Source organism: Amycolatopsis sp. Poz14, from assembly GCF_006704225.1.
In the GTDB taxonomy this organism is placed as follows: domain Bacteria; phylum Actinomycetota; class Actinomycetes; order Mycobacteriales; family Pseudonocardiaceae; genus Amycolatopsis; species Amycolatopsis nivea.
On record NZ_JACLHD010000001.1, the window covers coordinates 6,636,020 to 6,657,031 of the forward strand.

Below are 21,012 nucleotides of genomic sequence, written 5' to 3' on the forward strand. Positions count from 1 at the left end.
CCCGCTTCGCCCGCGGTCGGCGGAAAGTTCGGTCACCGCCGCGCCGTCCACTTCCCACTGTGCCGGATGGACGCGGCTCTCGCGCCGGTGCTTTAGAGTGGCACCGTGGCAGCGGAAACCGGCGAATTCCCCCGCGCCGAGCGTCCCGGGCGCCGGCCGGTTCTCTCCGATGTCGCGCGACTGGCCGGGACCTCGACAGCGGTCGTCAGCTACGTCCTCAACGACGGACCCCGTCCGGTGGCGGAAAAGACGCGGCGCAAGGTCGAGGACGCCATCCGGATGCTCGGCTACCGGCGCAACCCGCTCGCCGGCGCGTTGAGCGGCGGACGGTCCAATCTGGTCGGTTTGCTGGTGCCGGACACCGCGAACGCTTTCTTCGGCGAGATGTCGCGCTGCCTCGAGGCCGAGGGCCGCCGCCGGGGTTTGCTCACCCTGCTCGGCAACACCGATTACCGACCGGGCCTCGCCGACGAGTACGGCGAAGCGTTCTCCGAACTGCGTCCGCGCGGGATTTTCGTGACCACCGGCGAAAAGCCGCGGCTGTCGACCGAAACTCCGTGCGTGTACCTGCAATGGGCGGCGCCGGACGACTCGCCCAGCGTGGCGTTCAACGACTTCGACGGCGCGCGGCTCGTCACCGAACACCTGCTCGGGCACGGATACGAAGACATTCTGTGCGTGGCAGGCGAATTCGCGGTAGGGCCGGCGGAAGGCCGCGAAGGCGGCTGGCGGCGCGCGATGGCGGATGCCGGGCTGCCCACCGAAGGCAGGCTGGTCCGGACGTCGTTCGACAAGGTCGAAGCGGGCCGCGCGGTACGCGAGGTGCTGACGAGCGGCCGCCGGATCCGCGCGGTCTACGCGACCACCGACGAGCAGGCGCTGGTGACCATCCGCATCGCGCACAGCCTGGGTTTGCGCGTGCCGGAAGACCTCGCGGTCGTCGGCTTCGACGGAACCCGCGAGGCCCGCCTCGGCGACGTCCCGCTCACGACGGTCCGCGTCCCGCTGGAGGAATTCGCGGTCCGGGCTTTCGACGCGCTCGACGGGCGTGGTGATTCGTCCGTGCTGGACGGAACGCTCAGCATCGGCGTGACCTGCGGCTGCGAACCCGGTGCCGCCGAGGAAACCGCGCACGCCGGAGCTGCCGCGCGCGGGTAGCCGCCCCCGCCGCGGCGATACGACCGTCGACTCGTCCGCATTGGACGAACCCTCACCCCCGGCGTCACCTGCGGTCGCGAACCCTGCGCCACCGAGGAAACCGCACACGCCAAAGCCACCGCAACCGGATAACCGCCCCGCCGCGGCCATCACGGCGGGGCGATCCGTTAAACCGCGAGGGTGTTGTGCTCGTCCGACGCGTACTCCGCGTTCAGCGACAGCGCGCTGAACCGGAACGGCCGGTCCACCCGGGTGAAGCCGAGCGGGCAATGCCGCGTGCCCCCGGGCAGGTAGACCGAACCGCTGGTCGTGATCACGTGGCGGAAGCCCTCGATGTCGAGGTAGATCTCCGCGCCGAGGTCGTCCGGGTCCGCCGGGTTGTTCCCGTGCCAGATCAGGACCTCGTCGTAGTCGTGCTGGTGCTCCTTGACCCACTGCACGGGGGTGTCGCATTCGCTGATCCACGTGTAGGTGAGGTGGATCTTGCTCTCCGGGACCTCCTTCGCGCGCATGAGGGCGAGCGATTCGCCGACGTTGGGCGGTTCGACGACGCCCGCCGCGGCTCCCTCGTTGACGAGATCGTCGAGACAGTTGGGCATTTTCCTCACGAACAGACGCTCGTACGGGCTGGTCATGGGGCTGCTTCCTCCTCTGCTCCGCCGGACGTCGCGGTCCGGCAGGAGCCCACTCTAAACGATTAGCTTCTCCACTTGTAGACTCTTCCCTCGTGCCGGAACTGGCCGTACCCTGTGGCGACGCTCGGCAGATCTAAACGATTAGATTTCTGGCTTCCCTGGAGGTCCCCAGTGTCGCGCAGACCCCGATGCCTGCCAACCCTCCTGCTCGCCGCCGCGCTGCTCGCCGGCTGCAGCCCGCCGTACGACGCGGCGGCGGGCGGGCCGAACACGCTTCGCATCGCCGTTTCCGCCGACGCGGGCGAGAGCCTCAATCCCTACGTCGGCACCCAGAGCCCGATCCAGGAGCTGCGCAGCTCCCTGCTCTTCGAGGGGCTCACCGCCTTGGACCCCGAGGGCAAAGCCGAATGGCGGCTCGCCACCGGAATGACCTCGAACGCCGACCGGACACAGTGGACGATCACGCTGCGCCCCGGCGTGAAGTTCACCGACGGCACCGAATTCACCTCCGCCGACGTTGTGTCGAGCATCAAGCACCTGCGCGATCCCGCGCATGCCGCCCAAGGCCTGGCGCTGATCCAGATGATCGACCCCGGTTCGGTCCGGGCGGTGGACAAGCTCACCGTCCGGGTCGGACTGACCGAGCCGTTCAGTCCGTTCAAGGAGATCTGGGCGAGCGTCCTGCTGCCGATGACCAAAACCGGTTCGGCGCCGGGGAAGCCGATCGGCACCGGGCCGTTCGCGGTCAAGTCGTTCGTGCCCGGTCGCGAGTCCACAGTGGAGCGCTTCGACGGTTACTGGGGCGAGAAACCGAAGCTCAGCGCGGTCCAGCTGATCGAGTACCAAAGCCAGCAGGCTCAGGCGAACGCGTTGCTGTCCGGGCGGGTCGACATCGCCTCGAACACGAGTCCGACGATCGCGAAGTCCCTCGTCGGCCGGGACGGCATCCAGTTGCTGGACAGCAAAGGGAACTTCAGCCTGCGGATCGGGCTCAACACGGCCGTCCCGCCGTTCAGCGACGTCCGGGTGCGGCAGGCCTTGCGGCTGCTGGTGGACCGGCAGCAGATCGTGTCCAACGTCTTCAGCGGCTACGCCCGGATCGCGAACGATTACGAGACCACCGCGCCCCCGTGTACCGCGCCGGACATCCCGCAGCGCGCGCCGGACGTCGCGGCCGCGAAACGGCTGCTGGCCGAGGCCGGGCAGACCGATCTGGCCTTCGCGATCAACACCGACGGCCTGCTGCCGGGCATGTCGGAACTGGCGCAGGTCTTCGCGCAGAACGCCGCGCAGGCCGGGGTGAAAGTGAGCGTCAACGTGGTCCCCACGCCGGAACTGCTGGCGAAATGGGGCAAGTGGCCGGCTTACGTCGACTACAACCCGGTCCCCTACCTGCCGTCCGTGCTCGGCTCGCTGCTGCCGGACCGGATCGGCAACGGCGCGAACTGGAACGACCCCGCGTTCGTGAAGCTCGCCGGGAAGCTGTTCTCCTCGCCCGAAAAAGACCAGTGCCCGCTCATGAACCGGATGCACGAGATCGAGTACACGAGCGGCCCGAACATCACGCCCGCGTTCTCCGACGTGCTGATGCCGCACCGGCCGGCCGTGCGCGGGCTGGTGCCGGACGTGAACGGCCGCCCGCTGTCGTTCCTGACCGGGGTGACCGTCGGATGACCGCGCGCTGGCTCGCGCGCCGGCTCGCGCTCGGCGTGCTCGTGCTGCTGCTGGTCTCGATCCTGGTTTTCCTGGTGACGCAAGCGTTGCCGGGCGACGTCGCCCGGATCGTGCTCGGCAAGGACGCCACCGCCGAGCAAGTCGCCGCGTTGCGGCATCAGCTCGGACTCGACCAGCCGCTCGTGACGCAGTACGGCCGCTGGCTCGGCGGGCTGCTCACCGGCGACCCGGGAGTGTCGCTGCAGAACCGGGAACCGGTTTCGGAAATCCTCGGACCGCGGATCCTGAACTCGTTCACCCTCGGCTTCATCTCGATGCTGCTGATCCTGCCGCTCTCGGTAGTCGCCGGAGTGCTGAGCGCCGCGCGCCGCGACAGTTTCGCCGACAAAGCGTTCGTCGCGGTCACGTCGCTGAGCATGGCGCTGCCGCCGTTCGTCGTGGGAATGCTGCTGATCGCGCTGTTCGCCACCTCGATGCTCGGGGTGCTGCCGGGGGTCTCGGACATCCCGCCCGGCGACCTGCCGTGGTGGCATCCGGCGGAACTCGTGCTGCCGGTCGCCACGCTCGCGTTCATGGGGGTGATGTATTTGGGACGCCTCGTCCGCGCTTCGGTCATCGACGCGCTGGACAGCGAATACGTGCAGATGGCCGTCCTCAAAGGACTGAGCCGCCGCCGTATCCTGTTCCGGCACGCGCTGCCCAACGCGATCGCGGCGAGCCTGCCCGCCGCCGGTCTGGTCGCCGCGGTCACGATCACCGGCGTCGTGGTGGTCGAATACGTCTACTCGTACCCCGGGCTCGGCACGGCGCTGGTCAGCGCGGTGAACTCGCACGATCTGCCGGTCCTGCAGGCGTGCGTGCTCATCCTCGCGGCCACGTACTACCTGTGCAATCTCCTCGCGGACGTCCTCGCCGCAGTAGGGCGGAGCCGATGAGCGTCTCGGTGGTGCGCCGCGCGGCCCGGACCGGACGCGCCCGGCTGGGGCTCGGTTTGCTTGCTGTTACGGCATTTATCGTCATCTTCGGCCCATTGCTCGCGCCGTGGCCGCCGACCGCCATCGTCGCGCCGCCGTTGGAGGGACCGAGCGCGGAATTCCCGCTGGGCACGGATCTTCTCGGCCGGGACGTGCTCAGCCGCCTGCTCTCCGGAGGCGGCACCCTCACCTGGATGACGCTGCTGGCCACCGCCATCGGCGTAGTCCTCGGCGCACTCATCGGGCTGACCGCGGCCTACCGCGACGGGCTCGCCGACACCGTCCTCATGCGCGCGATGGACGTCGTGCTGAGTTTCCCGGAGACCATCTTCGTGCTGGTCTTCGTGGCCGCGTTCGGCCGGCACCCGCTGCTCACCGCGTCGCTCGTCGGGGCGGCGTTCGCGCCCGGCGTCTCGCGCGTGCTGCGCGGCGCGGCGCTGCCGGTGCTCGACAGCGAATATGTGTTGTGGGCCAAGGCGAATGGGCTTCCCGGGCGGCAGATCGTCCTTGGCGAGGTGCTGCCCGGGGTGACGTCGCCGCTGATGGTGGAGACCGGAATGCGGCTGGTGTGGGCGGTCACCGCGATCGCCTCGCTGAACTATCTCGGCTTCGGCATCGCGCCGCCCGCTCCGGACTGGGGGCTCATGGTCAGCGAGAACCAGGACGGTCTGGCGGCCGCGCCGCTGCCCGTGCTGGCGCCGATCGCGCTGATCCTGATGATGGCGCTCGGCGGCAACCTCGTCGCCGAGTCCGTCGCCCGGACGGTCAGCCGCACGGAAGGAAAGAGCTGACATGACCGACCTGGCCAAGGAAGTCGTGGTGTCGAGGGTGACCGTCGAGACCGCCGGGAACCCCATCGTCCGGGAGATCGGCTTCGAACTCGGCCGGGGCGAGGTCCTCGGCGTGGTCGGCGAGTCAGGGTCCGGCAAGAGCACTCTCGCGCTCGCGTTGCTGGGCTTCGCCAGGTCCGGCGCGAAGATCACGGGCGGACAGGTCGTGGTCGACGGGGTGAATCTGCTTTCCTTGCCCGCCGCGGAATTGCACCGTGCGCGAGGCCGGAAAGTCGCGTACGTGCCCCAGGATCCGGCGACCGCGCTGAACCCGAGCCTGCGTGTCTCGACCCAGCTGACCGAGGGATCGGGCCAGCCGCTGCCCCAGGTCCGGCAGTTGCTGGACACCGTCGGACTGCCCGGCGACGACGCGTTCCTGCGCCGCCGCCCGCGTCAACTGTCCGGCGGCCAGCAGCAACGGGTCGCCATCGCGATGGCCGTCGCCGCCGGGCCGCGGTTGATCGTGCTCGACGAGCCGACGACCGGACTCGACGTCGCCACCCAGTCCCGCGTGCTCGACCTGGTCCGGGACCTGTGCCGGACCCGCGACCTGGCGGCGATCTACGTGTCGCACGATCTCGCGGTGGTCTCCGACGTCGCCGACCAGGTGATGGTGATGTACGGCGGCGAGGTGGTCGAACACGGTCCCGCCCGCGAGGTCCTGACCCGCGCCGCGCACCCCTACACCCGCGCTTTGCTGGCGGCCGTGCCCTCCGCGACCCATCGGCAGCGGCTGGTCCCCATCCGCGGCCGAGCGCCCGGTATCGACGATTCTCGTGCTGGGTGCGCCTTCGCACCACGCTGCGATCACGCCACAACCGATTGCGGCACAACGCATCCGGTGCTGACTCGCTCGGCTTCGGGAACCCTCGCACGGTGCATCCACGCGGACGAAGTAGCTCGGACTGCGCGAAGCGTGCCGCGCGCACCCGAGCCGGACCCACCTGCCGCGGACCAGGCGGCGCTGTTGTCGGTCTCCGGCCTGAACGCCAGCTACCGCGGACGGCAGGTCGTCTTCGACGTCTCGTTCGACCTGCGGCCCGGCCAGTGCCTCGCGGTCGTCGGCGAATCCGGCAGCGGCAAGACCACCATGTCGCGGTGCCTGGCCGGGCTGCACACCGAGCAGCAGGGTTCGGTGGTCTTCGGAGGCAAGCCAGTCCCGCCCTCCGCCGCCCGGCGGGACTCCAGCACCCGGCGCGAACTGCAGTACATTTTCCAGAACCCCTATGGCTCGCTGAGTCCACATCGGACGGTCGAGGACGGTCTGCTGGTCCCCCTGCGGCACTATTTCGGCGTAACCGCCCGCGAAGGCCGCCGCCGGGCCCGCGCCGCACTCGACCGGGTCGAGATCCCTGCCCGGCTGGCCGGCCGCTACCCGGCGGAACTGTCCGGCGGACAACGCCAGCGAGTCGCGATCGCCCGGGCGCTGGTGTGCGAGCCGAAACTGATCATCTGCGACGAGGTGACGTCCGCTTTGGACGTTTCCGTGCAAGCGTCCGTAGTGGAATTGCTGCGCTCATTGATGAACGACGGCCCCTCGATGATCTTCGTGACGCATAACCTGGCGGTGGTGCGCAGCATTTCGGACGAGGTCGTCGTGCTCAGCGAAGGCCGGGCCGTCGAGTCAGGACGGACTGATCAGGTGCTCGCCGCGCCGTCGCATCCGTACACGCGGAGCCTGCTCGCCGCGACGCTGGAGGTGCCTACGAACTGACGCGGCGATAGCGGATGTGCGTGGTGAGCGGCGAATGCAGCACCTCGACGGGCTCGAAACCGAAGGATTCCACCCCGTCGAACATGCTCTCGCCCGACCCGAGCAGCACGGGCGCGATGTCGAGCGTGAACTCGTCGATCACCCCGGCGATCAGCGCCTGCCGGACCGTCGACGCCCCGCCGGCGATGTCGACGCCCTTGTCCCCAGCGGCTTCACACGCCGCTGCGTAGGCGGCGTCGAACCCGTCGGTGACGAAGTAGAACGTCGTCCCGCCCTCCATCTCGATCGGCTCGTGAGCATGATGAGTCAACACGAACACCGGCGCGTGATATGGCGGTTCGGCGCCCCACCAGCCGGACCAGTCCTCGTCCCAGTCGCCGCGGACGGGACCGAACATGTTCCGCCCCATCACATACGCACCCCTGGGCCGCATCAGCCACTCGCTGGCGGTCTTGTCGGCGTCGGTGGCGCGGGGGTCGCCGATGTGCCAGCCGTGCAACTCCACCCCCCGCTTGCCGAGCGGGTCCTCCCGGCTCTGCGCCGGCCCGGCGACGAACCCGTCCAGCGACATCGACATGTGACAGGTGGTGTCCGGCATGGCGGACCTCCCGAGTGATTGCGGTTTGCAAGCGGTTGGGAGGAAGATAGCACCGGGGAGGCGGGAACGCCATGCGTTGAGCGGGATCCGGTGCCGCGTCGGCTCAGTCAGCCAGCTTGCCCAGGAATGTGGTGGTCCGGTGCCAGGCGAAGTACGGCTCGGAAGCTTCCCGGTGCGCCCCGCAGCGACGACCGGCCAGGTGCTGCATGCGCAGTTTCAAGCTTCCAGCGGGAAGTTTGCCGAGTTCGACGGTCCGGATGCAGCCGGTTTCGTCGACCGTGACCCAACCCGCCTCGTAGAGGATGTCGCAGCCGAAGCTGCAGGCGAGCATGGCGATGTCGCGGAGATTCCGCCGTTCGTCGTCGGTGCAGGCTGCGCGCTTCTTCACGTGCGCGGCGACCAGGAAATCCACCGGGAACTCATCACCGCACAACGCACACGGCGCAATGGTGCGTTCGTTGGCGAGCAACCGGCGGAGCTTGTGCTGCTCGGTCCGGACTTTGACCTGCGCCCGCACGTCCAGCTCGCCGTAATGGACGTCCGTCGCGTCGGGTTCGACGGCAGAACTGTGCAACGTCACCGTTGCCGGGGAGGTGGTGGTCGTGACGTGCGGCAGAGTGGCGAGGACTGCCCCGACGAAAGCACTCCGGTGCCCGAGTTCTTCCACGGAAACCTGGATCTTGCCGCGCGCGGTGAGCACGTCCAGCCCGTACTGGATGTCGACGAGCGGGACGGCCTGCCCGCCCGGGGACCGGTCGGTGCCCACCAGCACCGAGCCGTCCTCGACATCGATGATCCGGTTCTCCTTGCCGGTGACCGTCCGGATCGTCTCGCCCTTGAGGCTGCGGAGCAGGTCGCCCACCAGTGCCTCGCTCGCCGAGGGTGCGGCGAGATCCGCCTCGAGCTGCGCCGCGTCGCCCGGCCCGCAACCCGGAACCTCCAGCCGCAGCTCGATCCGCTTCTGGTTGTTGCCCTCTTTCGCTGCGCCGTCTTTCAGGCCGACCCTCCCGGACGCCCGGGTGATCTGCCGCCGCACCTGCCCGATGTCGCGCTCTTCGGCCAAATGGATCGGAACCGGGACGATGCTGCGCTCTTCCTCCGGCAGGCGGTTGGCCTGCGACGACGCGACCACGCCGGAGACCACGACCGCTTGCCGGTCCCGAAGGCGGCGGAGCAACAGCGTCAAGGCCTCGTTGTACTGATTGTTGCGCGGCTGCGGCCCGGCGCTCCGGCCGCCTGCGCTCTCCATGACCAGGCTCAACCGCTCGCCGTCGGAAACCACGGAGAACTCCGCGTTCAGCTCATTGCCGTCGTCTTTGCGCGCAAACACGGGATCAGCTTTCCAGACCTGGCCGGCCGCCGTCGACGATCAGAACAGCGAGCCCGCCCCGATCGCCGCGCATACCGACAGGAACAACCCGCCCACCGCGAAGCCCAGGGGCTTCTGCCGCCATGCCGTGTGCCGGTCCAGGGCGTACCACCCCGGGCCGGTCAGCAGCAATGCCAGCGCCATCGCCGCGAGCGTCAGTTCCAGTTCGAATCCCGGGCCGCTGGTGCCGAACAGGCCGCCTGACCACTTCACCCGGACCGCGCTGATCGCCACGCCCAGCAGGCCTGCCGCGGCGAGCGGGGTCAGCAGGCCCAGCGCCAGCAGGACCGCGCCGGCGACTTCGGTGATGCCGGTCAGCCAGGTCAGGAATTCGATGTTGTGGCTGAACCCGTAGCCGCGCAACACGTTCTCGAAATGTGCCATGCCCGCGCCGCCGAACAGGCCGAAGACCTGCGTGAGCCCGTGCGCCCCCATCGCGACCGACAGCATCAGCCGCAGCACCAGCAGACCGAAGTCCAAGCCGCCATTCTCATCCGACCAACGGGACATGTTCGCCACGCCGGACACCCTAGCCATCCCGCGGGCCGGTCCCGGCGACCCACCGGACGTGTCGCGGAAACCGTCACGGCGCGGAGGCGGCGCCCTCGGGCAGATAGCTGTCCCGGAAACCGAACGCGCTCGGCGAAGGTCCCTTCTCCCGCAGCAGTTCCAGCCGCTCGACGGCCTCCTCGACCGTCGGGACGTGCCCGGCGGGCACCCACCACAGCACCTGGAACGGTGCCTTCGGCAACTCGAACCATTCCGACCGGCGGCGCAGCATGTCCAGATGGCCGCTGCGGTAGACGTAGTCCCACAGCGCGTCGCGGCTCTCCCAGACCGACATGTTCACCAGGACGTCGTCGCCGAGCGAGGTCCGCAGCGAGGTCGCGTCGTTGCCGCCGTCCTCGACGAGGCGCCACACGAAGCCGGGCGCGTTGTCGGCGACCTCGTTCAGCGTGTCGAGCATCGATGTGAAGCCGTGCATCCGGGGGTCTTCGAGGGGATGTCTGAGGATGCCCACGTTGAGCTGGGCGAGGTGATGTTCCGTCACTCGTTCACCTCACCATCGCCGGACGTTCTATGTCAACTCTCATTATTTTTAGAAGGCTCGACGACGACGCAGCACAGGCCCGGACGCGGATCCATCCGGGCGCGCAGGCCTTCGGCGTCGTCGAGCAGTCCTTCCAGCAGCGCCAGGTTCATGCCGCACACCAGCCCCGGATGCCGTTGCGAGAGGACGTGGAACGGGCAGTTGACGAGGCGCAGGACGTCGCCGTCCTCGCGGGGTTCGTACCCGCGGGCGGCCAGCAGCTCCTTCGCGGCGGCGAGGTCTTCGACCGGGCAAGCGGCGGCACGGCCCTCGCGGCGGGCGGCGGCCTGGAGTTCGGTGTCGAGGCGGGCGACTTCGGCGACCTCGGCGAGCAGGTCGGCGGCGGTGCGGTAGTCACGCGCCGGGACGGAGAACTGGCGTTCGGCTCCGGACCGGCGGTAGAGCTTCGCCGGGCGACCGGCGCCCGGGCCCGAACGTCCGCTCAGCCGCTTGCTTTCCGTCTCCAGCAGCCCGGCGTCCACGAGTTTGTCGAGGTGGAAAGCGGCGAGCGTGCGCTGGATCCCGGCCCCCTCGGCCGCCTCGTTCCGGCTCACGTCGTGGTCCTGGGTGACCACGTAGTCGTACAGCCGCCGCCGGACCGGGTCCTGCAGGACGGCGATCGCCTCGATGTCTTCCACGCCGCCAGTCTAAGAACAACGACAATGCGCGTTAGAGGACGCCGCTCCCCTTCGAGCTCCTCCGCGTCGAGACCGACCGGGGCGGCTCGGCGCGCATGTGGTCGCGGACGCGGGTCATGATGCCGCCCAGTGCGTCCAGGTCCGAAGTGGACAGTGGGGCGAACAGCAACCGGCGGACGGCGTCGATGTGCCCGGGAAGCACCTTCGCGACCAGCTCCCGGCCCGCGTCGGTGATGCCGACGACGGTGGCCCGCTGGTCGTCCGCACTGGGGCCGCGGGTGACCAGGCCCGCCTTTTCGAGCAGACCCGCCTGGTGAGTCAGGCCGCTGCGGCTGTAGACGACGCCGTCGGCCAGTTCCGTCATCGTCAGCGGCCCGGCGGAGTCGGCGAGCCGGGCGAGCAGTTCGAACTGCACGTAGCTGAGGTCGCCCTCGGCCCGCAGTTGCTGGCTGACGGCGTGCTGCAGCAGGTTCACCGCCTCCATGAGCGCGAAGTAGGTGTTGAGCTGCTTGGGCTCCAGCGCGTCCGCCATGCCGCCAGTCTAGATGCTTCGGAGTCGAATCATTGTGGCCGTCCTCACGTCTCCGCGACTTTGCTTCGATATCGAAGCATACTCGGAGTTGCTTCGACTTCGAAACACATTACGGAGGATGTCATGAAGGCAGTGCGCTACCACCGCTACGGCGGAAGCGAAGTCCTGGCGCTCGAAGAGGCCGAGCGGCCGGCTCCTGGCGACGGGCAGGTGCTCGTCCAGGTCGCCGCCACCTCGTTCAACCCCGTCGACCTCGGGATCCGGGCGGGCGGCCTGCAGGAGGTGTTTCCCTTGACCTTCCCGCACGTGCCGGGCATCGAGGTCGCCGGGACGATCGCCGAGCTCGGTCCCCGGGTCGACGGACGCCAGGTCGGCGACGCGGTCGTGGCCTTCCTGCCGATGAACGCCGACGGCGCGGCCGCCGAGTACGCCGTCGTTCCCGCCGACGCGCTGGCGGCCGCCCCGAAGACGGTCGAGCTGCCCGACGCCGCCGCGCTGCCGGTCGGCGGATTGACTGCCTGGCAGGCGCTTTTCGACGACGCTCGCCTGCAAGCGGGCCAGACGATCCTGATCAACGGCGCAGGCGGAGCGGTCGGTGGCTTCGCCGTTCAACTCGCCCATCAGGCAGGCGCGACGGTGACCGCGACCTCGAGCCCGCGCACCGCGGAACGCCTCCGCGACTACGGGGCCGACCGGATCATGGGGCACCTCGACTTCACTTCCGACGCCGTCGACGGAGCGCCGTTCGACGTCGTGCTCAACCTCGTGCCCACCACCCCGGAGGAGACCGCGGCGCTCGCCGGCCTGGTCGCCGACGGCGGAGCGCTGGTCAGCACCACCACTCCCCCGCCGGAAAATCCCGGACGCGGCATCCGGACGGCGCGGGTGTTCGTCGTCAGCAACGCCGAGCAACTGGCCGAACTCGTCGAGCGCGTCGACGCGGGGACGTTGCGGATCACCGTCGCCGACCGGCGGCCGCTCGCCGATCTCCCCGCGGTGCACGAAGAAGCAACCTCAGGACGACTCGTCGGCAAGACCGTCCTCACTCCATGAAAGCCCCGGCTCGAGCGCCGACCCCAGCGCTCGAACCGCTCAGCTCCGGGCCTTCGCCAAACCGACCGGAGTCGCCCCGAGCCACCAACGCGGGTCCGCCGTCCCCTCGGTCGTGCGGCCGTCGCGGTGGACGAAGAACCGCTCGTCCCGCCCGGGCGTGTCGAACTCCCCGTCGAGACCGCGCGTCAGCCACTCCGCGCCGAAGGCGAAGACCTCCGCTGCCGTGCCGCCCAGCGGGTGGAATTCGTCCTCGTAAACCCGCATTTCCTTGGGCGCACGGATCTTTTCGTAGGTCTCGAGCGCGCTCTCCACTGGCGTCAGCTCGTCGAATTCGCCGATGCCGAGCAGCACCGGGCAACGAATACTGGTCACGAGGTCGCCGAGCGGCATCTTTTCCTTCAGGTCGCGGTCGAACGCCGCTTCGTCGGTGTAGCCCGCCATGTACAGGTAGTTGTTCTTGAAACTCGGCTGCGCCCGCTCGAAAATCGTCTCGAAATCGCCGGACACCGCTTCGAACGCGGCGACCGCGCGCAGGCGGGTGCCGGGCATCGCCGCGGCGCGCAGGGCCCAGTACCCGCTCATGCTGATGCCGAACATGCCGATCCGGTTTTCGTCCACTTCGGACAGACCGGCGAGGTACGCGGCATAGGTTTCGAGGGCACGCTCGTAGTTGTCCAGGGTCACGGTCAGCCCGCGCGCCCGCGTCTCCCCCTGTCCCGGTCCTTCGATGGACAGCGCCACGACTCCGCGCGAGGTGTAGTAGCGCTCGGCCGCGAAGATGTAGTCCTCCTTGATCATGTCCATGCCGGGGCCGAGAATCACCGCCGGGGCACCGGAAACCGGCTGTGCCGGCAGGTGCAGGAGAGCGAAGATCTTGCCGCCCTCGAAGTCCAGTTCGACCCGGCGGACCGTGTGGCCCCGAAGCTCTCCCAGCCGCGCCACGCACGAATCGCAGCGTTCGCGGAACTTCGCCTTGCGTCCGTCGGCGGAGTCGAAGATCGAGTACTGCGCGCGGCCGTACATCACCGCCGCCCGCAGGTACAGGTCCGACGCCGTCCGGCGGTAGCCCAGCCGCTCGTGGTGCGCGGCCCGCTCCTCCGCCTGTCCCGCGACGACGGCCCACGCCTTCGGCAGCATCGCTCCGGCGCGGACCATCGCGAACACCTTGTCGAAGTCGGCGTGATCGTGCCCGAGCTGTTCGAGCGTGCCCTTGCCTTCCGGGTGCAGCGCGTCGAAGCCGCCCTGCGCCAGCGCGATGTCCAGGGCCCAGCTCTGCCCGGCCGAACGTGTCGTCATGCTCGCCTCCTCAAGTGACTAAGTACTTAGCTAATGTGCCACGGCTAGACTCCGCGCAGCAAGGAATGCGGCGGGCACCACAGGAGAGAAGACCCGATGGGCGACGAGGCGATCACCCGGCTGGCACGAGCCGCCTACCGGCTCAGCGCGGCCGATTCCCGGCTGCGCGGCCGCGCGACCCGCAGCGCCGAAGCCCTTTCGCTCGCGCACGCCCGCGCGCTCAAGAGCCTGGCCGAACACGGGCCGATGACGGTCAACCAGCTCGCCGGGCACGTCGAAACGACGGGGGCGGCGGTCACCCAGCTGGTCAACGGCCTGGCCAACGCCGGTTACGTCACGCGCGAACGGGCCGCCTCCGGGGACCGCCGCACGTCGATCGTCGCGTTGACCGACGCGGGCCGCCGCCGGCACGAGGAGCGCGAGCAGGTCCTCGCCGCCGGATTGCGCGAGCTGACCGAAGACCTCGACGAGCAGGCGATCGACGCCGCGGGCACGGTGCTCACCCGGCTGGCCGGGCTGTACGACCGGCTCTGACCGTCGCCGCAGCCTCTATCACGTGATTGAAACGGCTGATAGAGTCCGCGGCATGGGCAGCGAAGCCGCGCGGAGTCCCGCTCGCGGGGAGGCGACCGAGCAGCGCCTGATCGCCGCCGCGGAACGGCTTTTCGCCGAGCACGGCGTCGGCGCGGTGTCGCTGCGGACCGTGATGCAGGAGGCGCGGACGAACGTCGCGGCGATCCACTACCACTTCGGTTCCCAGGAAGGCCTGCTCGACGCGGTCCTGCGCAGCCGGCTCGACCAGGTGACCGGCGAGCGGAACGCGGTGCTGCGGGAGTCCCCCGGAAAAGACGCCACCGCACGAGAATTGGCGCGCGCGTTCGTGCAGCCGGTGGTCGCGGTGCTCGAATCGGGCGGCGAATGCTGGATCCGGCTGGTCGGCCGGCTGCTGGCGACCGGCGGCGACGGGCTGGACGCGGTCGCCGAGTCGTTCTTCGAGCGCAACGCCGCGTTCGTCGCACAACTGGACCGGCTGTGCCCCGGAGTCCCCCGCCGGACGCTCGATTTCCGGCTGTCCCAGGCGATGACCGTGACGCTGAACGTCCTCGGCGACGTCAGCCGCACCCGCCGCCTGCACGGGCCGGACGCGGCGGACTGGACCACCGGCCAGATCGTCGGCGACCTCGTCGACGTCGTCACCTCGATACTCGCCGGCCCGCCCGGGGCCCGCCGCAGGAAGTGAGGAACCGATGGGAACCAACCAGCGAGCGCAGATCGAGATGAGCCCCGAGGAGGTGTCGGCCTACCTCGCCTCGCAGCGCACCGCGACGCTGGTGTCGCTCGGCCCCGACGGGCATCCGCACGCGGTCGCGATGTGGTACGCGGTCATCGACGGCGTGCTGTGGTTCGAGACGAAAGCCAAGGCGCAGAAGGCAGTCAACCTCCGCCGCGACCCGCGCGTCACCGTGCTGATCGAGGACGGCCTGACCTACGACGTCCTGCGCGGCGTCTCGCTCGAAGGGCGCGCCGAAGTCGTCGACGATCCGGACGCGCTCTGGGCGGTCGGGGTCAACGTGTGGGAGCGATACCACGGCGAGTACACCGACGAGGTGAAGCCGATGGTGGAATTCATGCTCCGCAAACGGGTCGCGATCCGCGTCGACGTGGAGCGGGTCCGGTCCTGGGACCACCGCAAACTCGGGCTCGACCCGATGCCGCTCGCCGGATCGACCGCCCGCTGACGCGTTCGCCCGCCAGGAGGTCACGATGGGCCGCTTTTCCCTTCCCGCACAGGCGCCGAAAGGCCTGGACTCGCCGGTGACAGCGGCGCTCATGAAGTACATGTCCCGAATTCAGGTCAAAGTCTTCACCCTGACCAACGGCCGGGTCGGCCACAACTGGCGCGTCGGCGCGGGTTTCCGCAAGCCCGTGCCGACGCTGCTGCTGGACCATCGCGGCCGCAAGTCCGGGCGGCGGTTCACCACGCCGCTGCTGTACCTGCGTTCCGGCGACGACCTGGTCGTCGTCGCCTCCCAGGGCGGGCTGCCGAAACATCCGCAGTGGTACTTCAATCTGCGCGCGGAACCGGAAACCCGCGTGCATCTCAAGGGCCGCCGCGACGTCCCGGTCACGGCGAGAGTCGCGTCGCCGGACGAACGACGCGAGCTCTGGCCGCGGTTGGTGGAGCTGTACGCGGATTTCGCGAAGTACCAGGATTGGACGGAACGCGAGATTCCGGTCGTGGTGCTTGCCCCGCGTCAGGCCTGATACTCGCGGAGGAGGCCGCGGCTGATGATGGTTTTCTGGATTTCGCTGGTGCCCTCGCCGATCAGCAGGAACGGGGCCTCGCGCATCAGGCGCTCGATCTCGTATTCCTTCGAGTAGCCGTACCCGCCGTGGATCCGGAACGCCTCCTGGGTCACCTCGGCGCAGTACTCGCTGGCGATCAGTTTCGCCATCCCCGCCTCGACGTCGTTGCGGGCGCCGGAATCCTTCAACCGGGCCGCGTTCACCATCATCAAATGCGCGGCCTCGACCTTCGTCGCCATCTCCGCGAGCTTGAACGCGATCGCCTGGTGCTGCGCGATCGGCTTGCCGAACGTCGACCGCTGCTGCGCGTACGCGATCGCCAGCTCGAACGACCGGATCGCGATCCCGCACGCCCGCGCCGCCACGTTCACCCGGCCGACCTCGACGCCGTCCATCATGTACGAGAAGCCCTTGCCCGGCGCCTCCCCCAGCACCTTGTCCGCGCCGATCGTGAAGCCGTCGAACACCGCTTCGGTGGTGTCGACGCCCTTGTAGCCCATCTTGTCGATCTTGCCCGGGATGGTGAGCCCCGGAAGCACCTCGCCGAACCCCGACGGCTTCTCCACCAGGAACGTCGTCAGGTTCTGATGCGCCTTCTCCGCGCCCTCGTCCGTCTTCACCAACAGCGCGATCAGATTGGACGAGCCGCCGTTGGTCAGCCACATCTTCGCGCCGTCGATCACGTAGTCGTCGCCGTCGCGCCGCGCGCGGGTTTTGATCGCCGCGACGTCCGACCCGAGGTCCGGCTCCGACATCGAAAACGAACCCCGGACCTCGCCGGTCGCCATCCGGGGCAGGAAGTGCTGCTTCTGCTCCGGCGTCCCGTGCTGCTTGATCATGTGCGCCACGATGAAGTGGGTGTTGATCACCCCGGACACGCTCATCCAGCCGCGCGCGATCTCCTCGACCACCAAGGCGTAGGTGAGCAGCGACTCGCCCAGGCCGCCGTACTCCTCCGGGATGGTGAGCCCGAACAGGCCCATCTCCTTCATGGCATCGACGATCTCCGCCGGGTACTCGTCCGCGTGTTCCAGCGCCTGCGCGTGCGGGATGATCTCCTTGTCCACGAACGAGCGCACCGTGGACAGAATCTCCTGCTGCACATCGGACAAACCCGCGGTCCGGGCCAAACGAGCCATCAGGGGTCAGCTCCTCATCGCGGCGATGACGCGAGCGAAATCGCGCATCGCCGGTTCGGGCACCGTGACGTAGCTGAAGCCGAACGTCTTCCGGTGCTGGTTAAGGGTTTCCGCGATCTCCGCCGGAGGTCCGGAAAGGACAGTGGGCACCTGCGCCAAATCGATCGGTTGCGCCTCGAACCGGGGCAGCCGGTCGACTGCGGACTGGCGGTCGCCGTCGAGGGTGACGGCGTGGATGAGCAGGTTGAGTTCGAGGTCGTCGAAGCGGTGCGGGGCCGTTTGCCGCACGTGGTCCACGCGAGCGGCGAGCGCGTCCGCGCCGAGGAACCGGAGCATGCCGGGGCGTTGCCCGGGTGCGGCCCCGCTGAACGCGACGATGTCGGCATGTTCAGCGGCGATCCGCAGGACCCGGTCGCCGTTGCCCGCTACGCACAACGGCGGCCGCCGGACCGGGCTCGGGCGGTGGTCCGGGTCGGCGAGAAGCCGCCCCACCTCCAGCACGGTGCGCTCGAGGTGGTCGACCCGTTCGGACGCGCTGCGCCACGGAATCCCGGCACGGTCGAATTCCGCTTTGACGTAGCCGGTTCCGAGCGCGACCTCGAGGCGTCCGTCGAGCAGCGCGTCCGTTCCGGCGAGGTCGCGGGCCAGCAGCACCGCGTTGTAGAACCCGGAGTTGAGCACGAACACCGCGAGCTGCGGCCGGGTGGTGGCTTCGGCCGCCGAAACAAGCGCGGGCAACGGCGCTGGCATGCCCAGGTGGTCGGCGACCGCGATGACGTCGTAGCCGAGGTCTTCGGCTTCACGGCACCGCGCCTGCCATTCCGCGCGCGAGGACGGCGTGAGCAGGTTGACTCCGAACCGGAACTCCCGTGCGGTCATCCGCGGGTCTTCCGGATCGCGTCGACGGCGTTGTGCCGGTCCGCAGCGACGTAGACAGTCCCGTCGGAGCCGAGCGCGAGACCGCCGGAGCGGGCGTACGGGACGTCCAGGTAGCCGACGTCGAGTCCGGTCGCCAGCACCTCGGTTTTTCCTTGCCGGTTCACCGAAAGCACGCGGTGACCGGTGGCGTCGAGGACGACAGCCGTTCCGTCCGGCCGGACCGTGACGGCCCGCAGTCCGCCGAGTCCGGCAGCTCGTTCGACGACCTTTCCGGAGGCGGGTTCGACCTCGAGGAGACGGCCGCGAGCATCCGCGACCAGAACTGTCGCGCGCTTCGTGACGGCAAGACCCATTGGTGCACCGAGGTTTTCGACCAGCGGACGGACGTCCTCGCCGACGACGCGCAGCAGCCTTCCCTTCGCGGGTTCGGAAACCACCAGGCTGCCGTCGGACAGTTCGACGGCATCCGCGGGATTGTCGAGGCCGTGCACCTCTCGGACGACCTTCCCAGTGCGGCGGTCCATCACCTGGACGGACCCGATCAGTTCCGAGGTGAGCACGAAATGGCCTGCGGTGACGCTGATCCCGGACGGAAACTCCAGCGAGGACGACAGCCGACGCTGGATTTCGCCGACCGCACCGGTGCGCGGGTCCACGGTGCGCAGCGCGGTCGCGTCCGCGATGTAGAGCGTCCGCCCGTCGGAGGCGAGATCGGCGGGGAAAGCCAGTCGGCTGGACGTAATGACCGTGACAGCGCCGGTGTTCAGGTCCACTCGGGAGACGGAACTGTCGGCCATGTTGCTGACATAAGCGTGCCCGCTGGAGTCGATGATCATGTTGTCGTCCGCGGCGGGCAGCATCGCCACGGTGTGCTTGGCGCCGTCCGGGTCGATCCGGGCCAGCTGACCGGTCGCGCCGTCGAGCGCGTAGAGGCGGTTCCGCGGATCGAAGCGGACGGACACCGGCTGCCGGAATCCTTGGGCCAGCACCGAAATCGCTCCGGTTCGCGGATCGACCCGGGCCACTTCCCCGTATTTCGATCGCGGCGCGTAGATCATGCCGTCCGGGCCGAAGGCGAACGCGTTGAGCCCGCCCGGATCGCGCACGACGAGGCGCGGCGCGGCCTGACCGGCCAGGTCGATCTCCCAGAGCGCGTCGGCGAAGGTCAGCTGCCCGACGTACAGGTGCTTGCCGGACCGGTCGAACGCGATGGAGTTGACGCCGGGGAGGTCGCGGGCGACGGTGCGGATCCGGCCGTCCGGTGCGCGGCCTTTCACCACGCCGCCGACCGGGTCGGTCCACAGGATTTCGCCGGAGGGGGCCACCGCGAGGTCGTCGGAACGGCCGTCGCGCGGGCCGACGAGGGTGTGGTTCCGTCCGGTGCGCGGGTCCACCGCGGAAATGGTTTCGCTGGCGAGGCTGGCGGTGAGCAGGTCGCCGTTCGGGGCGAGGGCGATGCCGTTCGGCGAGTGCAGCGTGGTGCCGCCGACCAGCCGCTGGACCCGGTAGCGGGTGGCGGCGGCAGCGTCCGGGACAGCGGTCAGGGGCAGGACGAGCGCGAGGGCGAGCGCGACAGAGCGCAGGCGTCGAACAGGGGGCACGGGTCTTCTCCTCCGCGGTCGGTCCCCGGGGCCGCACGGTGCGGCCCCGGGGCGGCGCTGGGTCAGAGCTGGGCGGCGCTGGCGTAGACGGACTGGAATTCCAGGTAGCTGTCGAGCGCCTCGGGCCCGAGTTCGCGCCCGACGCCGCTGCCCTTCATCCCGCCGAACGGCGCGCCGAGGTCCTGGAGGTAGTAGTTGAGGCCGATGGTCCCGGTCCGCACACGGCGGGCGAGGGCGAGGCCGCGGTCCTCGTCGGCGGTCCAGACCGAGCCGCCGAGCCCGTATTCGCTGTCGTTGGCGAGGCGGACCGCGTCGTCCTCGTCCTCGTAGGGGGTGATGGTGACGACCGGGCCGAAGATCTCCTCCTGCGCGATCCGTTCGCGGTTGTCCACGTCGGCGAACACCGTCGGCTCCACGAACCAGCCGCGGGACAGCGCGGCGGGACGGCCGCCGCCCGCCACCAGCCGGGCGGCGGAGGCGCGGCCCAGTTCGAGGTAGCCGAGAACCCGGTCGAGCTGTGCCTTGCTGGCCATCGGACCGCACGTGACGGCCGGGTCGAGCGGATCGCCCAGCACCATTTCGCGCGCGTACTGCGCGACCGCGTCGACCACCTCGGCGTAGCGCGAGCGCGGGGCGAGAATCCGGGACTGGACGGTGCAGGTCTGGCCGTTGTTCTGGAAGCAGGCGTTGTCGAGACCGGCGACGAAGGTGTCGAGGTCCGCGTCGTCCAGCACGATGGCCGCCGACTTCCCGCCCAGTTCCAGCGTGCACCGGCGGATCAGCCGCCCGCATTCCGCGCCGATGGTCCGTCCCGCGGCGGTGGATCCGGTGAACGCGACCTTGTCCACCAGCGGGTGGGACACCAGCGACGCACCGGCTTCGCGACCGGCGACCACGATGTTGAGCACGCCCGGCGGCAGCCCGGCTTCCGCGGCGGCGTCGGCGAAAACGTACCCGTCGAGCGCGGTTTCCGGCGACGGCTTGAGCACCACGGTGCAGCCCGCGGCGAGCGCCGGCGCGATCTTCATCATCGCGAGCACCTGCGGGTAGTTCCACGGCGTGATCGCAGCGACCACGCCTACGGGCGCGCGCCGCACGACCGTCGATCCGGACGCGCTCGGCCGGATTTCCTCCAGCTGCGTCGCCTCGATCTGGTCGGCATACATGTTCAGCAGCCCGGCCGGCGCGTCCCCGTTGAAGGCGTTCGACAGCCCGATCGGCATGCCGTTCTCCCGGCTGACGAGCGTGGCGGTGTCGGCGGAGCGGGCCGCCAAAGCCGCGGCGAACCGGCGCATCGTCGCCGCGCGTTCCGCAGCGGTGGTCCGGCCCCACGGACCCTCGTCCAGCGCGCGGCGGGCGGCCCGGACGGCGGCGTCGATGTCAGCGGCGGAACCCAGTGCGGCGCGGCCGAGCGGTTTCTCGGTGGCGGCTTCCAGCGCGAGGTGGGTTTCGGTGCCCTTCGGCTCGGTCCAGGTGCCGTCGATGAAGAACCGGGTGCGGTCGAGGGCGATGCTCGAATCGATGG

General features: G+C 69.5%; 22 protein-coding genes. 10 read left to right on the forward strand and 12 right to left on the reverse strand.

Going from position 1 to position 21,012, the window contains the following annotated elements; all coding sequences use genetic code 11:
- Positions 1 to 105: 105 nt before the first annotated feature.
- Positions 106 to 1,158 carry a LacI family DNA-binding transcriptional regulator gene (locus FKO37_RS31065; protein ID WP_238606793.1) on the forward strand — a complete coding sequence of 351 codons (1,053 nt, stop codon included), beginning with the start codon at positions 106 to 108 and terminating at the stop codon, positions 1,156 to 1,158.
- 167 nt (positions 1,159 to 1,325) lie between these two features.
- Here the strand turns inward: FKO37_RS31065 and FKO37_RS31070 are convergent, their stop codons facing one another.
- Positions 1,326 to 1,793: a hypothetical protein gene (locus tag FKO37_RS31070; protein ID WP_238606794.1), complete on the reverse strand. Its 468-nt coding sequence runs from the start codon at positions 1,791 to 1,793 to the stop codon at positions 1,326 to 1,328.
- Between the two features lie 171 nt (positions 1,794 to 1,964).
- Between FKO37_RS31070 and FKO37_RS31075 the strand changes: the two genes are divergently transcribed.
- The 4 genes from FKO37_RS31075 to FKO37_RS31090 are packed head-to-tail and all read left to right on the forward strand — an operon-like array spanning position 1,965 to position 6,985.
- Positions 1,965 to 3,467 (forward strand): ABC transporter substrate-binding protein, encoded by a 1,503-nt coding sequence (locus FKO37_RS31075; RefSeq protein WP_238606795.1) that lies wholly within the window; start codon positions 1,965 to 1,967, stop codon positions 3,465 to 3,467.
- Positions 3,464 to 4,402 carry an ABC transporter permease gene (locus FKO37_RS31080; protein WP_238606796.1) on the forward strand — a complete coding sequence of 313 codons (939 nt, stop codon included), beginning with the start codon at positions 3,464 to 3,466 and terminating at the stop codon, positions 4,400 to 4,402. Before FKO37_RS31075 ends, FKO37_RS31080 begins: the two co-directional genes overlap by 4 nt.
- Positions 4,399 to 5,232: an ABC transporter permease gene (locus FKO37_RS31085; RefSeq protein ID WP_238606797.1), complete on the forward strand. Its 834-nt coding sequence runs from the start codon at positions 4,399 to 4,401 to the stop codon at positions 5,230 to 5,232. The genes FKO37_RS31080 and FKO37_RS31085 overlap by 4 nt, the downstream gene beginning before the upstream one ends.
- Position 5,233: 1 nt before the next feature.
- Positions 5,234 to 6,985: an ABC transporter ATP-binding protein gene (locus FKO37_RS31090; protein WP_238606798.1), complete on the forward strand. Its 1,752-nt coding sequence runs from the start codon at positions 5,234 to 5,236 to the stop codon at positions 6,983 to 6,985.
- Here FKO37_RS31090 and FKO37_RS31095 read toward each other — a convergent pair.
- The 6 genes from FKO37_RS31095 to FKO37_RS31120 form a co-directional block, all read right to left on the reverse strand.
- On the reverse strand, positions 6,975 to 7,583 hold the full coding sequence (locus FKO37_RS31095; RefSeq protein WP_037820686.1) for a dihydrofolate reductase family protein: 609 nt from the start codon (positions 7,581 to 7,583) through the stop codon (positions 6,975 to 6,977). The genes FKO37_RS31090 and FKO37_RS31095 overlap by 11 nt on opposite strands.
- A gap of 103 nt (positions 7,584 to 7,686) precedes the next feature.
- Positions 7,687 to 8,913 carry a hypothetical protein gene (locus tag FKO37_RS31100; RefSeq protein ID WP_238606799.1) on the reverse strand — a complete coding sequence of 409 codons (1,227 nt, stop codon included), beginning with the start codon at positions 8,911 to 8,913 and terminating at the stop codon, positions 7,687 to 7,689.
- A 39-nt stretch (positions 8,914 to 8,952) separates the two neighbouring features.
- Positions 8,953 to 9,432: a DoxX family membrane protein gene (locus FKO37_RS31105; protein ID WP_200864202.1), complete on the reverse strand. Its 480-nt coding sequence runs from the start codon at positions 9,430 to 9,432 to the stop codon at positions 8,953 to 8,955.
- Between the two features lie 103 nt (positions 9,433 to 9,535).
- On the reverse strand, positions 9,536 to 10,003 hold the full coding sequence (locus FKO37_RS31110; protein ID WP_037820688.1) for a DUF3291 domain-containing protein: 468 nt from the start codon (positions 10,001 to 10,003) through the stop codon (positions 9,536 to 9,538).
- Between the two features lie 32 nt (positions 10,004 to 10,035).
- Positions 10,036 to 10,680, reverse strand: coding sequence for a metalloregulator ArsR/SmtB family transcription factor (locus tag FKO37_RS31115; protein ID WP_037820689.1), 645 nt, complete (start codon positions 10,678 to 10,680; stop codon positions 10,036 to 10,038).
- Positions 10,681 to 10,711: 31 nt separating this feature from the next.
- Positions 10,712 to 11,212 (reverse strand): MarR family winged helix-turn-helix transcriptional regulator, encoded by a 501-nt coding sequence (locus FKO37_RS31120; protein ID WP_037820690.1) that lies wholly within the window; start codon positions 11,210 to 11,212, stop codon positions 10,712 to 10,714.
- Positions 11,213 to 11,335: 123 nt separating this feature from the next.
- Between FKO37_RS31120 and FKO37_RS31125 the strand changes: the two genes are divergently transcribed.
- Positions 11,336 to 12,265 (forward strand): NADP-dependent oxidoreductase, encoded by a 930-nt coding sequence (locus FKO37_RS31125; protein ID WP_238606800.1) that lies wholly within the window; start codon positions 11,336 to 11,338, stop codon positions 12,263 to 12,265.
- Positions 12,266 to 12,304: 39 nt separating this feature from the next.
- Here FKO37_RS31125 and FKO37_RS31130 read toward each other — a convergent pair whose 3' ends face one another.
- Positions 12,305 to 13,561 (reverse strand): alpha/beta hydrolase, encoded by a 1,257-nt coding sequence (locus FKO37_RS31130; RefSeq protein WP_238606801.1) that lies wholly within the window; start codon positions 13,559 to 13,561, stop codon positions 12,305 to 12,307.
- 96 nt (positions 13,562 to 13,657) lie between these two features.
- Between FKO37_RS31130 and FKO37_RS31135 the strand changes: the two genes are divergently transcribed.
- From FKO37_RS31135 to FKO37_RS31150, 4 genes are read left to right on the forward strand one after another with little or no spacing between them, the layout of a single operon-like run.
- Positions 13,658 to 14,095, forward strand: coding sequence for a MarR family winged helix-turn-helix transcriptional regulator (locus FKO37_RS31135; protein ID WP_134730039.1), 438 nt, complete (start codon positions 13,658 to 13,660; stop codon positions 14,093 to 14,095).
- A gap of 52 nt (positions 14,096 to 14,147) precedes the next feature.
- The gene (locus tag FKO37_RS31140) at positions 14,148 to 14,801 is read left to right on the forward strand and encodes a TetR/AcrR family transcriptional regulator (RefSeq protein ID WP_238606802.1); all 654 of its coding nucleotides are present in this window, start codon (positions 14,148 to 14,150) and stop codon (positions 14,799 to 14,801) included.
- A gap of 7 nt (positions 14,802 to 14,808) precedes the next feature.
- Positions 14,809 to 15,300, forward strand: a complete 492-nt coding sequence (locus FKO37_RS31145; protein ID WP_134730043.1) for a pyridoxamine 5'-phosphate oxidase family protein — start codon at positions 14,809 to 14,811, stop codon at positions 15,298 to 15,300.
- A gap of 25 nt (positions 15,301 to 15,325) precedes the next feature.
- The gene (locus FKO37_RS31150) at positions 15,326 to 15,826 is read left to right on the forward strand and encodes a nitroreductase family deazaflavin-dependent oxidoreductase (protein WP_238606803.1); all 501 of its coding nucleotides are present in this window, start codon (positions 15,326 to 15,328) and stop codon (positions 15,824 to 15,826) included.
- On the opposite strand, the gene FKO37_RS31155 is transcribed toward FKO37_RS31150, so the two are convergent.
- From FKO37_RS31155 to FKO37_RS31170, 4 genes are all read right to left on the reverse strand, one after another.
- Entirely contained in the window at positions 15,817 to 17,007 is a 1,191-nt protein-coding gene (locus FKO37_RS31155; RefSeq protein WP_238606804.1) for an acyl-CoA dehydrogenase family protein, read from the reverse strand. The two genes, FKO37_RS31150 and FKO37_RS31155, sit on opposite strands and share 10 nt — an antisense overlap.
- 6 nt (positions 17,008 to 17,013) lie before the next feature.
- Positions 17,014 to 17,886 (reverse strand): TIGR03621 family F420-dependent LLM class oxidoreductase, encoded by an 873-nt coding sequence (locus FKO37_RS31160; protein WP_238606805.1) that lies wholly within the window; start codon positions 17,884 to 17,886, stop codon positions 17,014 to 17,016.
- Positions 17,883 to 19,487 carry a PQQ-binding-like beta-propeller repeat protein gene (locus tag FKO37_RS31165; protein WP_238606806.1) on the reverse strand — a complete coding sequence of 535 codons (1,605 nt, stop codon included), beginning with the start codon at positions 19,485 to 19,487 and terminating at the stop codon, positions 17,883 to 17,885. The genes FKO37_RS31160 and FKO37_RS31165 overlap by 4 nt, the downstream gene beginning before the upstream one ends.
- Positions 19,488 to 19,549: 62 nt before the next feature.
- On the reverse strand, positions 19,550 to 21,010 hold the full coding sequence (locus tag FKO37_RS31170; RefSeq protein ID WP_205673228.1) for an aldehyde dehydrogenase: 1,461 nt from the start codon (positions 21,008 to 21,010) through the stop codon (positions 19,550 to 19,552).
- Positions 21,011 to 21,012 lie beyond the last annotated feature (2 nt).

Excerpts from the sequence above, each read along its gene's own strand:
- FKO37_RS31070 (WP_238606794.1), bottom strand. The coding sequence starts at position 1,793 with ATGACCAGCCCGTACGAGCGTCTGTTCGTGAGGAAAATGCCCAACTGT.
- FKO37_RS31080 (WP_238606796.1), top strand. The coding sequence starts at position 3,464 with ATGACCGCGCGCTGGCTCGCGCGCCGGCTCGCGCTCGGCGTGCTCGTG.
- FKO37_RS31085 (WP_238606797.1), top strand. The coding sequence starts at position 4,399 with ATGAGCGTCTCGGTGGTGCGCCGCGCGGCCCGGACCGGACGCGCCCGG.
- FKO37_RS31090 (WP_238606798.1), top strand. The coding sequence starts at position 5,234 with ATGACCGACCTGGCCAAGGAAGTCGTGGTGTCGAGGGTGACCGTCGAG.
- FKO37_RS31095 (WP_037820686.1), bottom strand. The coding sequence starts at position 7,583 with ATGCCGGACACCACCTGTCACATGTCGATGTCGCTGGACGGGTTCGTC.
- FKO37_RS31120 (WP_037820690.1), bottom strand. The coding sequence starts at position 11,212 with ATGGCGGACGCGCTGGAGCCCAAGCAGCTCAACACCTACTTCGCGCTC.
- FKO37_RS31125 (WP_238606800.1), top strand. The coding sequence starts at position 11,336 with ATGAAGGCAGTGCGCTACCACCGCTACGGCGGAAGCGAAGTCCTGGCG.
- FKO37_RS31130 (WP_238606801.1), bottom strand. The coding sequence starts at position 13,561 with ATGACGACACGTTCGGCCGGGCAGAGCTGGGCCCTGGACATCGCGCTG.
- FKO37_RS31135 (WP_134730039.1), top strand. The coding sequence starts at position 13,658 with ATGGGCGACGAGGCGATCACCCGGCTGGCACGAGCCGCCTACCGGCTC.
- FKO37_RS31140 (WP_238606802.1), top strand. The coding sequence starts at position 14,148 with ATGGGCAGCGAAGCCGCGCGGAGTCCCGCTCGCGGGGAGGCGACCGAG.
- FKO37_RS31145 (WP_134730043.1), top strand. The coding sequence starts at position 14,809 with ATGGGAACCAACCAGCGAGCGCAGATCGAGATGAGCCCCGAGGAGGTG.
- FKO37_RS31150 (WP_238606803.1), top strand. The coding sequence starts at position 15,326 with ATGGGCCGCTTTTCCCTTCCCGCACAGGCGCCGAAAGGCCTGGACTCG.
- FKO37_RS31155 (WP_238606804.1), bottom strand. The coding sequence starts at position 17,007 with ATGGCTCGTTTGGCCCGGACCGCGGGTTTGTCCGATGTGCAGCAGGAG.
- FKO37_RS31160 (WP_238606805.1), bottom strand. The coding sequence starts at position 17,886 with ATGACCGCACGGGAGTTCCGGTTCGGAGTCAACCTGCTCACGCCGTCC.